General features: G+C 60.8%; 8 protein-coding genes and 2 pseudogenes. 5 read left to right on the top strand and 5 right to left on the bottom strand.

What is annotated here, in order from left to right; all coding sequences use genetic code 11:
* The first annotated feature begins 42 nt into the window (after window positions 1-42).
* Window positions 43-2,754 (top strand): DNA mismatch repair protein MutS, encoded by a 2,712-nt coding sequence (gene mutS, locus JKL45_RS15050; RefSeq protein WP_201862231.1) that lies wholly within the window; start codon window positions 43-45, stop codon window positions 2,752-2,754.
* Window positions 2,755-2,766: 12 nt separating this feature from the next.
* Here mutS and JKL45_RS15045 read toward each other — a convergent pair whose 3' ends face one another.
* Complete coding sequence (locus JKL45_RS15045; protein ID WP_201862230.1) at window positions 2,767-3,219, bottom strand: response regulator; 453 nt, start codon at window positions 3,217-3,219, stop codon at window positions 2,767-2,769.
* Window positions 3,220-3,546: 327 nt separating this feature from the next.
* Between JKL45_RS15045 and JKL45_RS15040 the strand changes: the two are divergent.
* Window positions 3,547-4,188: pseudogene (locus tag JKL45_RS15040) on the top strand (magnesium chelatase domain-containing protein); the annotation flags it as partial.
* A 1,569-nt stretch (window positions 4,189-5,757) separates the two neighbouring features.
* Here JKL45_RS15040 and JKL45_RS15035 read toward each other — a convergent pair.
* Window positions 5,758-5,910 (bottom strand): annotated as a pseudogene (locus JKL45_RS15035) (IS6 family transposase); the annotation flags it as partial.
* Window positions 5,911-6,150: 240 nt separating this feature from the next.
* On the opposite strand from JKL45_RS15035, the gene JKL45_RS15030 reads away from it, so the two are divergent.
* Window positions 6,151-7,380 carry a CaiB/BaiF CoA transferase family protein gene (locus JKL45_RS15030; RefSeq protein ID WP_201862228.1) on the top strand — a complete coding sequence of 410 codons (1,230 nt, stop codon included), beginning with the start codon at window positions 6,151-6,153 and terminating at the stop codon, window positions 7,378-7,380.
* Window positions 7,381-7,609: 229 nt separating this feature from the next.
* Here JKL45_RS15030 and JKL45_RS15025 read toward each other — a convergent pair whose 3' ends face one another.
* Window positions 7,610-8,380 (bottom strand): GntR family transcriptional regulator, encoded by a 771-nt coding sequence (locus JKL45_RS15025; RefSeq protein WP_201862226.1) that lies wholly within the window; start codon window positions 8,378-8,380, stop codon window positions 7,610-7,612.
* Window positions 8,381-8,546: 166 nt separating this feature from the next.
* Here JKL45_RS15025 and otnK point away from each other — a divergent pair, with 166 nt between their 5' ends.
* On the top strand, window positions 8,547-9,875 hold the full coding sequence (gene otnK, locus JKL45_RS15020) for a 3-oxo-tetronate kinase (protein WP_312896968.1): 1,329 nt from the start codon (window positions 8,547-8,549) through the stop codon (window positions 9,873-9,875).
* A complete protein-coding gene (locus tag JKL45_RS15015) occupies window positions 9,872-10,549 on the top strand; it encodes a class II aldolase/adducin family protein (RefSeq protein WP_246498558.1) in 678 nt (225 codons plus the stop codon). Before otnK ends, JKL45_RS15015 begins: the two co-directional genes overlap by 4 nt.
* A 113-nt stretch (window positions 10,550-10,662) precedes the next feature.
* On the opposite strand, the gene JKL45_RS15010 is transcribed toward JKL45_RS15015, so the two are convergent.
* Together JKL45_RS15010 and JKL45_RS15005 are read right to left on the bottom strand one after the other, a co-directional pair.
* The gene (locus JKL45_RS15010; protein WP_201862224.1) at window positions 10,663-12,090 is read right to left on the bottom strand and encodes an NAD-dependent succinate-semialdehyde dehydrogenase; all 1,428 of its coding nucleotides are present in this window, start codon (window positions 12,088-12,090) and stop codon (window positions 10,663-10,665) included.
* Between the two features lie 35 nt (window positions 12,091-12,125).
* Window positions 12,126-13,178 (bottom strand): ABC transporter ATP-binding protein, encoded by a 1,053-nt coding sequence (locus JKL45_RS15005; protein ID WP_246498557.1) that lies wholly within the window; start codon window positions 13,176-13,178, stop codon window positions 12,126-12,128.
* Window positions 13,179-13,186 lie beyond the last annotated feature (8 nt).

Here is a 13,186-nt window from a genome sequence, read left to right as displayed (position 1 = left end):
GACACGGGTGAAAGGGGCCTTGAGCTTTGCTACACAGGACGGATGTCGTCCCAAGCCGCGTATAAATCCTCCGAGACCGCCTCAGCGAACGCCGTCCCACAAGACAGCCGCGTCACGCCCATGATGGCCCAGTATATCGAGATCAAGGCCGCCAACCCGGACAGCCTGCTGTTCTACCGGATGGGCGACTTCTACGAGCTGTTCTTCGAGGACGCGGAGATCGCGAGCCAGTCGCTCGGCATCGTGCTCACCAAGCGCGGCAAGCACCAGGGGCAGGACATTCCCATGTGCGGCGTGCCGGTGGAGCGGGCGGACGATTATCTCCAGCGCCTCATCGGTCTCGGGCACCGGGTCGCCGTCTGCGAGCAGACAGAGGACCCGGCCGAGGCGAAGAAGCGCGGCTCGAAATCGGTGGTTCGCCGCGACGTCGTGCGCCTCGTCACGCCGGGCACGATCACCGAGGAGCGCCTGCTGGAACCGGGGCGGGCCAATTACCTGCTCGCCATCGCCCGGCGCCGGGCCTCCGACACCCAATGGTGCTATGGGCTGGCCGCCCTCGACATATCCACAGGCCATTTTGTCTTGAGCGAGACGGACGGCACTGGCCTCTCGGCCGAGATCGCCCGCTTCGAGCCGCGCGAGATCCTGGTGCCGGACGTGATCCACGACGATCCGGAGTTGAGGGGCTTCTGGCAGGAAACCCGCGCCTCGATCACGCCCCTGTCCCGCGAGGGCCTCGATCCGGCCTCGGCCGAGCGGCGGCTGAAAAGCTATTTCGGAGTCGCGACGCTGGACGCTTTCGGAGCCTTCAGCCCCGCCGAGATCACGGCGGCGGGCAGTGCGCTGTTCTATGTCGAGAAGACCCAGATCGACAGCCGTCCGATTCTCAACCCGCCTTCTCGCGATACCTCGGGCGCGGCGCTCGCCATCGATGCGGCGACTCGAGCCAACCTGGAACTGACCCGCACCCTGTCGGGCGAGCGGGCCGGCAGCCTGCTCGCCACCATCGACTGCACAGTAACACCCGGCGGCGCGCGGCTGCTGGCCGAGCGGCTTGCCGGTCCCCTCACCCATCCGGACCGGATCCGCGACCGGCAGGATTCGGTCACGGCGCTCGTCGAGAACGGCGACCTGCGTGACCGGCTGCGGCGCATCCTCAAGCGCTCGCCGGATCTCGCCCGCGCCCTGTCGCGCTTGAGCCTGGGACGCGGCGGACCGCGAGATCTGGCCTGCGTGCGCGACGGCTTGTTCGCGGCGCGCGAACTCGGGCTTGAGCTGGCGATTGCGCCCAATCTGCCGAGAGAACTCTCGGAGGCCGCCCAGGTGCTCCAAGGCCTGCGCACGGATGTAGCCGACCGGTTAAGCGCCGCCCTTGCCGACGAACTGCCGCTGCTCAAGCGCGACGGCGGCTTCATTCGCGCCGCGTTCGACGCAAGCCTCGACGAGTTGCGCGAGCTGCAGCAGGATTCCCGCCGCTTCATCGCGGCTCTTCAAGCCCGCTACGCCACCGACACCGGCTGCCGGGGCTTGCGCGTCAAGCACAACCACATGATCGGCTACTTCGTGGAGGTGCCGCAGAATGTGGGCGAGGACCTGCTGAAGGAGCCCTGGAAGGACACCTTCGTCCATCGCCAGACCATGGCGGGCGCCATGCGCTTCTCCACCATGGAACTCGGGGAGCTCGAATCGAAGATCGCCTCCGCGTCCGACCGAGCGCTGAAGATCGAACTCGCGCTGTTCGACGAGATGGTGCAGGCGCTCCTCGACCTCACGGAAGACATCGCCGCAGCCGCAGAGTCATTGGCCGTGATCGACGTGACGGCGGCCCTCGCAGACCTCGCCATGCGTCTCGACTGGACCTGCCCCGTGGTCGATACGGGCCTCGCCTTCACGATCAAGGGCGGTCGCCATCCGGTGGTCGAAGCGGCGCTCAAGCGCGAGGGCGTTCCGTTCATCGCCAACGATTCGGATCTATCGGGCAAGGATGCAGGTCACATCCTGCTGATCACGGGCCCGAACATGGGCGGCAAGTCCACCTATCTGCGCCAGAACGCGCTCATCGTCGTGCTGGCCCAGATGGGCTCCTACGTGCCGGCCAAAGAGGCGCATGTCGGCATCGTCGACCGGCTCTTCTCACGCGTCGGTGCGGCCGACGATCTGGCGCGGGGCCGCTCGACCTTCATGGTCGAGATGGTGGAAACCGCCGCCATCCTCAACCAGGCCACCGCCCGCTCTCTCGTGATCCTCGACGAGATCGGGCGCGGCACCGCCACCTTCGACGGGCTGTCCATCGCCTGGGCGGCTATTGAGCATCTGCACGAGACCAATCGCTGCCGGGCGCTGTTCGCCACGCATTTCCATGAATTGACGGCGCTGGCCGAGCGGATGCCTCGCATCTCGAACGCGACCCTGAAGGTCACGGAATGGAACGGCGAGGTGGTGTTCCTGCACGAGGTGGTGGCTGGTGCGGCCGACCGCTCCTATGGTCTGCAGGTGGCGCGGCTCGCAGGCCTGCCCACGGCCGTCGTCGAACGGGCAAAGACGATCTTGAGCGAGTTGGAGAGATCCGACCGGGAGGCTCCGAAGCGCGCGCTGCTCGACGACCTGCCGCTTTTTGCCGTTCCTGTTCGAACCGAGACCCCGCCTGCACCGAAGCAAGATCTCTTGCGTGAGGCGCTCGATGGTCTGGACCCGGACCAGATGACGCCGCGAGAGGCACTCGAGGCGCTCTACCGCCTGAAAGCGCAGCGATAACGGCAGGAGCCGTCAGGATATCTGGGAGCTACGCTCTCGGGCCCCACGACCGAAAGGGACGAAGGTCACCGTGCGGGCCTCCTGCGGCTCGCGCGGCTGGCCAGCCATCACATAGGCCAGCGCCTCGCGAACGCCGCGCTCCGTATAGGGCTTGGCGATGACGCCCCAGGCGCCGGCGAAATCCTCGGGAATGCGCTTGGCATTGGCCGTCATGAACAGCACAGTGACCCCGTGCTCACTGCTGAGATGGCGGGCAACATCGATGCCGCTCGGACCGTCGGAGAGATGGATATCGACGAATGCGAGGTCGGGCTTGAGATCCCGGCCAAGGGAAAGCGCGTCCTTGGACGAGGCCGCTATGCCCACGACATCATGTCCCAGATCCTGGAGCAGGCTTTCGAGTTCGAGCGCGATCAGGATTTCATCCTCCACAACGAGGATGCGCAAAGGCTTATCGCTACTCAAACTTCGTCTCCTCCGTGACAGCGGACACTCCAGTCTCTGCACGTGTACCTGGCTTCCGATCGTGCCAAGTCAACGGCCCTTTCAATCGGCGGATCAGCATCGCGGCTTCAGCGGAATGGAATCGATCCGTGTCATGAATGGGCCCCTCCCGAACAGGCTTTGCGGAGTTTAGTCGCCTTCCGGCTTTCTCCGTGCAGTCGGACTCAACGAATTTCCAGGGAAAGGGTTCCGCCGGAAAACGAAAGTCCTCCGCGAAAAATATAGCAACACTATCGCGTTTCAAATGGTCGCGCTAACATCGGGCCCAAGCTGGGAGGTTTGAGCCCGATGGTCACGCGCGTTTCCACTGTTGCGTTCGAAGGGATCGAGGCGCGTACGGTCGATGTTCAGGTGCAGATTTCCCCAGGTGCGGTCGCCTTCACCATCGTCGGCCTGCCCGACAAGGCAGTGGCGGAATCCCGCGAGCGGGTTCGCTCGGCCCTGATCGCCTCGGGCCTTGCCCTGCCGGCAAAGCGCATCACCGTGAACCTTGCTCCGGCCGACCTGCCGAAGGAAGGCAGCCATTATGACCTGCCCATCGCCCTTGCGGTCATGGGAGCCATCGGGGCCATCCCGGCGGATGCCTTGGGCGGCTTCACGGTACTGGGCGAACTGGCACTTGATGGCTCGATCACCGCCGTGGCGGGAGCGCTTCCCGCCGCCATGGCGGCCCATGAGCGTAGTCATGGGCTGATCTGCCCCGCGGCCTGCGGCTCGGAGGCCGCCTGGGCCGGCAGCGACATCGACATCCTGGCGCCGCGCTCGCTGATCCAGCTCGCCAACCACTTCAAGGGCACCCAGGTGCTGGCGCGGCCTGAGCCTGCCATCATGCCCGCCTCCGGCATGCTGCCTGATCTCAAGGACATCAAGGGACAGGAAAGCGCCAAGCGGACCCTCGAGATCGCCGCGGCCGGCGCCCATAACCTGTTGAGGTTATGCTACATTAATTTTCAACTATCGAATGTTGGTCTGAGTATCACTTCGCGCTGACATCATCTTGATCCGAGCACAGACAAATATCAGTATAACGGTGCCAACAGATCTCACCTGCCTCACCACGAAACTCGCTCTCATGGCCTGCCGCGGACTTATACTTTTGGCATACGTAGAAGCCGTAGAAATGAGGTTGCCTAATAGCGAGTGCGTGAATAGTCTCCTCCAGCAAAGAAAAAGGGCCGCACGAATGCGGCCCGAAGTTTAGGGAGGAAACGCCCAAGAAGGGCGGGCAGCACGGCAACGCCAATTGCCGTGCTGCATTGCAATAATGTACTTCTTGCTCTCAAAAGCGGCAAGCACAGACAGGCAGCATAGCTGCCTCTTTTTTTGACCTGTGACCTATTCGCCTCAGTCCTGCCGATGGTTTAACAGGTGAACGGGTATCGGCCCCCTTAGAAGGCCGAAAGTGTTGGTGCTCCAGCTCTACTGATCCAGGATTTCCTTCATGATCATTCAGATCAGGGGCTTGGGCATCCGGTCCATGCGGCTGACATAGAACGAGCCATAGTCTTTCGAGGCTTCCTTAGATTTCCTGAAGATCTGAATGCTCCAGAGATCGAGCTGCAAGCCCGCAACGCGAAGAGAGCCGCTTGGGCAACAGCGACTCTCTGAGCTCCTGATATCAGCGGGAGGGATAGAGCCAACCTTTGGCACCCGGCCAAGCGGTACTATCCCACCATGCTCTACGATAATTTATGACCAAAAAGCCTGCTCATGGCGATAGCGGCTGTTCAGCAACGCTGGCCCGGCGCTCGAGCGCAGCAAGGCTCCTGGGCGTTGGTGATCTCCCAGCCCCCTTTGGCAAGTTCAACATATGCCCGACTGGCAGTAAAATCGAACCTGCGAGCGAAGCTACAACAAGCACAAGCAAAGGCAGTGTCATCGGAATACTCATTCGCAATACAGCGACCACAAATGGCCACGTCCTCAGTATGGTGAATGAGTGTAGTTACTGGAATGTTAGTGGCGAATGGCCGACTGCTGAAAGCAGCAAAGAAAAAGGCCGCCCCAGATGCGGCCCAAGTTTGAATTCGTTCACGTGAATGGCAAGTGGGCTGAGCCCCGAGGCGGGAAGCGACAGCGACGCAGCGCCTTGCTGTAACAGCTATAGCCTCTTGCGCTGCCCCGAGGCTTGCACATGCCCCCCTGGCGCTGGATCGACCAAAGAAAAAGGCCACTGCGAACAGCGGCCGTAAGGCGGGACCAGGGTCCTTCCAGAGGGAACGACACAATCGGGAGGAATGATCGCGTCCTCCTTGAAATGGGTACGCCTGCCGCCGCCCGTCACCCGTTAAAAAGCCAAGCTGTCATGCGTCAAGCGCATCGTAGCTGCCCTGAAACCGACATCATTCAGATCACTTGCAAGAAAGCTCCTAAGCCATGATTCTGGCCAGCACCGGTTTCAACTGCTGGCAGAACTGCACCAGGGCGTCACGCTCGCCCGGCACCTTGAACCCGCGGGCGCAGATTGCGGGCGAAGGCAGGCCCGAACTTGAGCACTCACCGCCGGCCCGTCTCATAGGAGACATCAAGCCCACGTTCGGTCAGGACTTCCTCCACATCTCGATAACGGAGCGAGAACCGCAGGTAGAGCCAGACGGCATGCCAGATGATCTCGGGCGGGAATTGATGACAGCGATAGGAGATGGGCTGCATTCCCTACCCTACCGCGCGTCAGCCCCTTACGTCAGCCGTTCCCGTGACAATGCCTTCATCCCTATTCATGATTGAGACCAACAATAGGTTTGGTACAAAGGCCACTCGGGTCACCCTTGTGGATCGAGTTCCAAAAGAACCTGAAATTGTCTGATAGCATTCAATATTCCTGCTGAACAAATCTCAGGTTCCGAAGTCATCACGGTATATGCGCCGTCGCGCAAAAGTAGCGGGGTACACATGGACAAGTTACCGCTTGAGGGCATCAAGGTGCTGGACCTGTCGCGCGTGCTCGCGGGACCTTGGGCAACGATGACGCTCGCAGATCTTGGCGCGATGGTTTGGAAAATCGAGAGCGTAAAGGGCGGCGATGACACCCGTGCTTGGTCGGTGCCGAGCTACAAGGGAGTCAGCACATACTATCTCTGCGCTAATAGGGGCAAGCAGAGCATTGCTTTGGACCTCAAGAGCCCCGAAGGGCAACAAGTCGTCTTGGAGCTCGCGGCGGCAGCAGATGTGATCGTGGAGAACTTCCGCCCCGGAACGATGGAGCGGCTGGGTATCGGCTATGAGGATGTTCGCAAGCTTAACCCCGGCATCGTCTACTGCTCTATTTCCGGGTACGGCCAGACGGGACCGGAGAGCGATCGGCCAGGCTATGATTTCATCATGCAGGCGGAAAGTGGGCTGATGTCGATTACTGGCGAGGCGGATGGTCTCCCGCATCGGCTGGGCGTGGCCTTTACTGATGTGGCGGCCGGAATGGTCGCTACCCAATCAATTCTTGCAGCCCTCTATCAGCGGCGCGATACCGGCCTAGGGCAGTTCATCGATGTGGCTCTGCTCGAGACCACACTGAACCTGCTGATCAATATTGGGACAGGCTACCTGAATGCGGGCGTCGAGCCGAAGCGTTACGGGAATGCCCATCCCACAGTCGTACCCTATCAGGTGTTTGAGGCCGAGGATGATATCTTCGCACTGGCAGTGGGTAATGATCGGATGTTCGCAGATTTCTGCAATCACGTGATTGAGCGGCCTGATCTGGCGCTCGATCCCCGTTTCATCACTGCGCGCCAGCGTGCCCTGCACAGGGAAGAGCTTTTGCCGATCCTGGCAGAAATAATCCGGAATAGGTCATGCCAACACTGGCTTGATGCTTGCCACAGGGCAAGTGTGCCCGCCGGACGGGTCAAATCTGTATCGGAGGCGCTCAATAGTCCAAGTGTTGTCGAGCGTGAGGTGATTCAGCGGCTCGAACATCCAGAACTAGGCCCTGTCGCATTGGTCCGGCCCGCGCACGGCCTTGCCGCGCAACGAGATCACAAGGCCAAGGCGCCGCCCTTGTTGGGCGAAGACACGGCGGATGTACTTGCCACTGTTCTCGGTCTGCCACCTGAAGCAATCGCGGATCTCGTCCGCAAGGGCGTCATTGCATGCCATGCGCATTCCCCGCCTGAACCGCAATAGGTGCGCCAGTACGCGAATGCGGCTTTCACCGTCCGGATTGCGCATCCGGATCCTCATGGAACGCCACGATACCGGCACATCAAAAGTGCCGTGCTGAAGGTGCGGCAGCCAAGTTGAGCCCGAGGAGGTTTGAGTGTTAAATCAATTGAGCCTCAGACGATTACTTGCCCAGCTCGGTTGCCCGCGGGCATAGTGGCCCTGCGGGCTCACAGCGTCCGGCAGGCTCTGTCTAGGAAGCCTTCGCCTGTCTCGCGCGCTCATTTGACTCGTGTGTTGTCGCCTGCGGAGAGTTGAGAGCTGCCTGACGCAGGTCTTCCTTGGTAACTTCACCGTTTTCCAGCCGTTGGAGCAGCTGAACTAATCGAGCCCCGCCTTCGATCATGTCGGCCTGAATGGCCTCCCGGACACCTGCCGGGTTCCTGGCTTTAAGAGCTTCAAGCACTGCCAAGTGCTGGTGCGGACCAGGATAGGTTGGTCGAGCGTGGGGATAGTGATAATTGACCAAAGGCCCATTTCGCAGCCAGATAGTCTCAAGGATCGACAAGAGCTCAGGTAAGTCAGCGGCCTGGTACAGTGTATGATGGAATTCCCAGTTTGCGTGGACGGCATCGAACCAGCGGCTAGCCTCCTCCGCCTCAATCAATGTCCTATGAAGGCGCTCAAGCGTTTTTATAGTCTGTTTGGAAATCTTCCTGGTTGCCGCCTCAGCAGCCATTCCCTCCAGATGAAGACGGATGTCGCGGAGTTCCAAATACTGGCCGAGGGTAAGTTCGGCAACCGTGAAGGAGCGGGCGGCTTGCATTGTGAGCCCCTTCTCGCATACCAACTGCAGCACAGCCTCCCGCACAGGCGTTTCTGATACACCCATTGCAGACGCAAGCTCCCGAATTTTGAGCCGGTGCCCTGGCCAGAATCGGCCCTCCATCAGAGCCTTGCGCAGTTGGTTGTAGACGCGTGCGGTGAGATTGTCCCGCGCTACGGCCTCCACGAAGTTACCCATCCTGCTCTCTCGTCCTTCGCCGTTCGCTAGTGGGCCCTTCTTAGCGCCGCAGGCCCATCAAGCCCCAGATCCAAAATCCGGCATCTCCCGCGGGCGGCGCTGACTGGGCCTTAAATAACCTCTTGGCCCTTATTCCCAATCGCTCGATCTGGCAATATCATATATCATGTTGAAGCTGGAGGGAGAAGCGATGCTGTTCGGGTGCGTTGCAGACGATCTGACAGGTGCTGTCGAAATTGCATCGATGCTCGTGGCTCAAGGTGTGAGGACTTCTTTCTCCATTGGGCCAAACGTTCCGCAGGTGCAGGCCACGGACGCTCACGTTGTGGCCTTGAAGAGCCGCGTGGCACCTGTTGCCGAAGCCGTTTCCGATGTTGTGGCTGCGGCTTCAGCGTTGCGCCGCAGCGGAAGCAAACAGCTCTTTTTCAAGTACTGCGCTACATTCGATTCAACGCCGAAGGGTAACATCGGGCCATGCGCGGAAGCGCTGTTGGACCTTGTGGGATCCGATTTCACCATCTTTGCCCCGTCGTTTTGCGAAGTCGGACGCACGGTCTATCAAGGACACATGTTTGCCGGGCCACAGCTTCTGTCGGACTCCCCTAAGCGGTTCGATCCGCTCACGCCCATGACCGACTCAAACCTGCTGCGGGTTCTTGATGCACAAAGCACAAAGAAAGTTGGACTTCTGCCACATCAGGCAATTCATGCCGGGCCCCAAGCGGTTCGCCAGCGTATCGCGGAGTTGCGGGAAGGCGGCACCGCGTTTGCGATTGCCGACGCGATCTACGAGGCGGATCTTGCCGTCCTCGCCCGATCCTGTGCCGATCTTCCCCTCCTGACCGGCAACTCGTCCGTCGCGGCCCACCTTCCTCGCGTCTGGCGGGAAGAAAGCCTGCTTCAAGCTGATACTTCCGTTGATCCGCTGCCGGGCATCTCCGGCAATGCGGCGATCCTTGTGGGAAGCTGTGCTGAGCGAACGGCCGCGCAGTTAGCTTATTTCGAACAATCACATCCCGTTCTCAGACTGGACCTCGCCGGTGCATTTGCCGGCGAAGACCTGGTCAAGCGGGCAATGGCCTGGGCGGCTCAGCACATCGACAATGGACCGATCGCAGTCTCAACGGCCGCAGACACTGCGGAAGTGGCGCGGCTGCAGGACCGGCATGGCCGCCTTGAGGTCGCGGGCCGGGCAGAAGCCATTCTGTCAGATCTTGCCTCTGCCCTTGTTGAGCGATTTCAGGTCCGCCGGCTGATCGTTGCCGGTGGGGAAACGTCAGGTGCCGTCCTGAACGCCCTTGGCATCGATCGCCTCCAAATTGGCCCATATGAGGGACCAGGGATCGCCCGGGTATTCGCTCACGATCCGAAACCCATGGCGCTCCTGTTGAAGTCGGGCAAGCTCGGGAGCCTCGATATCTTCGAGGCTGTGCTGGACGCCATGCAGCATGCGATAGGCCCGGAGCACCGGCACGCGACCTGGCTCAACGCATGAACTCGGACATCGGAAAGAACATCATGAGTGAAGAGGCCCTGCGCGGCGGCATTGTGGAAGCAAGCCGCGAGGCTGAGCGACAGCATCTAAACAGCGGAACCGCAGGCAACATCAGCGTGCGCTGCAGGGATCGCATGCTGATCACGCCGACCGGTGTTCGTGTGAGCGATCTTACCGTGGACAAGATTGTTCTTACGGACTTTGAGGGCGCCTTCGAAGGCACTTGGCATCCATCCAGCGAATGGATGATGCATGCCGCGATTTACAAGGCATTTCCCGAAGCAGGGGCGGTTGTGCACACCCACTCGGACCATTGCGTCGCCATTGCATGCTTACGTGAGGCCATTCCGTCCTTCCACTACATGCTCGCAAGCTTCGGTGGTCGTGATGTCCCTTGCGCGGAATATGCACCCTTCGGCTCACCCGAGCTTGCTGCCGCTGCAGTGACGGCTCTCAAGGATCGAAGCGCCTGCCTCCTTGCCAATCACGGCGCAATCTGTTTCGGCGGGAGCTTGCCTGTGGCATTGGCTAAGGCCGCAAAACTCGAAAGCCTGGCCCGGCAGTACTGGCTTGCCCGTGCTATCGGTGCACCGGTTCTCCTTGATGCGAGTGAGATGAGCGAGGTTCACGCTCGCTATAAGGGGTATGGACAGCCATCATCCGTAGTCCCGTGATCCGTGTGCCCCTGCGAAGCCCAAGTCTCATCGCATTGACTGTCCCCTACGCCGGACAAGCCCGGCGCCTTGCGCGTTCTCGAAGTACCGCTCCGCTTCTCCCTGTTAGGGCGTCAGTTAGCGCAGGAAACAAATTTTGTGTTGAGGTAGGCTTCCATCGCCTCTGTGCCTCCCTCAGAACCATAGCCTGAGTCCTTGATGCCGCCGAAGGGAACTTCAGGAAGCGCAAGACCGTAATGGTTGATCGAGACCATTCCGCTTTCGATTGACGCCGCGAGGGTCGCGGCGTGTTCGGCCGAGCGTGTGAAGCCATATGCGGCAAGTCCGTAATTCAGTCGGTTAGCCTCCGCGATGGCCTCCGAGAGAGAACCGTATGGCACCACCAGCGCAAGAGGTCCGAACGGTTCCTCATTCATTGCCCGTGCCTCGCGAGGAACGGCGCTCAACACTGTTGGCTCGAAAAAGTAGCCTTTGTTGCCGATACGGCGTCCGCCTGTCACAACGCGCGCGCCCTTCGAGACAGCATCCTGGATCAGGTCCTCCATGGCGTGAACCCGGCGGGCATTGGCCAGCGGACCCATGGTGGTTCCATCCGCAAGCCCGTCGCCGACATTGATGGCCTCGGCGGCAGCCGCGAGGCGGCCGATGAACTCGTCGTGCACGTCCTCATGGACGATGAATCGCGTCGGCGCCACGCAGATTTGGCCGGCATTCCGGAATTTGCTCATCGCGAGAACCTTTGCAGTCTTCTCGATATCGGCGTCCGGGAGAACCAGGGCCGGGGCGTGGCCACCCAGTTCCATCGTGACCCGCTTCATATGAAGCCCTGCCAGCGAGGCAAGGTGCTTTCCGACGGCGGTGGATCCTGTGAAGGAGATCTTTCGGATGGTGGCGTGCGGGATCAGATGTCCGGAAATCTCGGCCGGGTTCCCATAGACCAAGTTGAGAACCCCCGCCGGCAGGCCTGCATCCGCATAAGCGCGCACCAACGCGGCTGGCGCAGCGGGCGTCTCCTCCGGTGCTTTGAGAATGACCGAGCATCCTGCGGCAAGCGCGGCCGAGATCTTGCGGACAGCTTGGTTAATCGGAAAATTCCAGGGCGTGAAGGCGGCGATGGGACCTACAGGCTCCTTGACCACGAGTTGTTGCACGTTGACGGACCGTGCGGGGATAACGCGACCGTAAGTGCGCCGTGCCTCCTCGGCAAACCAGTCAATGATGTCCGCCGCCGCAGCAGTTTCCGCACGCGATTCAGTAAGCGGCTTTCCCTGCTCTAAGGTCATGAGCCGGGCAACGTCCTCCTGCCGGCCCCGCAGCAGGTCAGCAGCCCGGCGCATCAGCTTGGATCGCTCGAAGGCCGAGATCCTGCACCACTCGGCGAACCCCCGTGCGGCGGCATTGAGGGCACGATTGAGGTCATCCTGGTCGGCGCAGGCTACCGTGCCAATTGTATCTTCGTTGGCTGGATTGAGGATCGGGATGGGTTTGCCACGCCCGGGCTGCCATACCCCGTCGATGTAGAGCAGAACGTCAGAATACATGTTGAGACCTCTGGACAGAGCCTCCGCTGCGGTTGTCAAGCGGTGGGGACCGGTGCCAAGTGCGTCGGAGGCCTGTTGATCGGGTGGTTAAGAACCGGTTGGGCAAAATGACAGGCTGCACGTTGACCTGGGGAGTACTCGACAAGGGGCGGCTCCTGTTCAGCGCAAATTCCTTGCGCTTTCCAGCAACGGGTGCGGAAACGGCATCCTGAAGGAGGGTTGAGCGGGCTTGGAACATCACCCTTCAACACGATCCGCGCGCGGGCCTTCTCCTTCTCCGGATCGGCTATAGGAACCGCGGACAACAGCGCCTGCGTGTACGGATGTCGGGCTTCGCGATAGAGCTGCTCCGCCTCGGCGATTTCAACGATCTTGCCGAGATACATCACCGCGACCCGATGTGAGATATGCCGCACGACGGATAAATCGTGGGCAATGAACACGTAAGCTGTCCCAAACTCCTGCTGAATATCCTTAAGCAGGTTCAGCACGCCGGCTTGGACTGACACATCGAGAGCCGAGACGGGCTCATCCAGCACAACGACATCCGGTTGAAGCGCCAGTGCGCGCGCGATTCCAACCCGCTGCCGCTGGCCGCCGGAAAGTTCGTGCGGATAGCGTTGCTTGTGTTCCGGACCGAGGCGGACAAGACGAATCAGATCGTCGACACGCCGCTCACGCTCTTGTCTCGGGTACCCTGCATTTCTCAGAGGCTCGGCAATGTTGTCTCCAATCCTCATGCGCGGATGCAGCGACGCATAAGGATCCTGGAACACAAGCTGGATATGCCGCCGCTGGCTGCGTAGGCTTTCGCCATGAAGGGCAACAAGATCCTCGCCGCGGAACAGGACCTGCCCTCCGGAAGGCTCAATGAGTTTAAGCAAGCAACGGCCAAGGGTGGACTTGCCACAGCCTGACTCCCCGACGAGGCCCAGCGTCTCGCCTGGAGCAAGATCAAAGGAAACATCAGAAATGGCCCGCACATGTGCCACCACTCTGTTGAGAAGGCCGCCGCGGATTGGGAACTCCTTCACCAGATGGCGCACGGACAGTATTGGTGTACGCTCAGCCGGATCGTTCGGTTCCATACTCTCCC

Origin of the sequence: Microvirga soli (assembly GCF_016734765.1) — a bacterium.
GTDB classification, from domain to species: domain Bacteria; phylum Pseudomonadota; class Alphaproteobacteria; order Rhizobiales; family Beijerinckiaceae; genus Microvirga; species Microvirga soli.
The sequence above is the reverse complement of the archived record's forward strand: the minus strand, read 5'-3'. Positions and strand labels throughout refer to the sequence as shown.

Excerpts from the sequence above, each read along its gene's own strand:
- mutS (WP_201862231.1), top strand. The coding sequence starts at position 43 with ATGTCGTCCCAAGCCGCGTATAAATCCTCCGAGACCGCCTCAGCGAAC.
- JKL45_RS15025 (WP_201862226.1), bottom strand. The coding sequence starts at position 8,380 with ATGGGTAACTTCGTGGAGGCCGTAGCGCGGGACAATCTCACCGCACGC.
- JKL45_RS15005 (WP_246498557.1), bottom strand. The coding sequence starts at position 13,178 with ATGGAACCGAACGATCCGGCTGAGCGTACACCAATACTGTCCGTGCGC.
- otnK (WP_312896968.1), top strand. The coding sequence starts at position 8,547 with ATGTTGAAGCTGGAGGGAGAAGCGATGCTGTTCGGGTGCGTTGCAGAC.
- JKL45_RS15010 (WP_201862224.1), bottom strand. The coding sequence starts at position 12,090 with ATGTATTCTGACGTTCTGCTCTACATCGACGGGGTATGGCAGCCCGGG.
- JKL45_RS15030 (WP_201862228.1), top strand. The coding sequence starts at position 6,151 with ATGGACAAGTTACCGCTTGAGGGCATCAAGGTGCTGGACCTGTCGCGC.
- JKL45_RS15015 (WP_246498558.1), top strand. The coding sequence starts at position 9,872 with ATGAACTCGGACATCGGAAAGAACATCATGAGTGAAGAGGCCCTGCGC.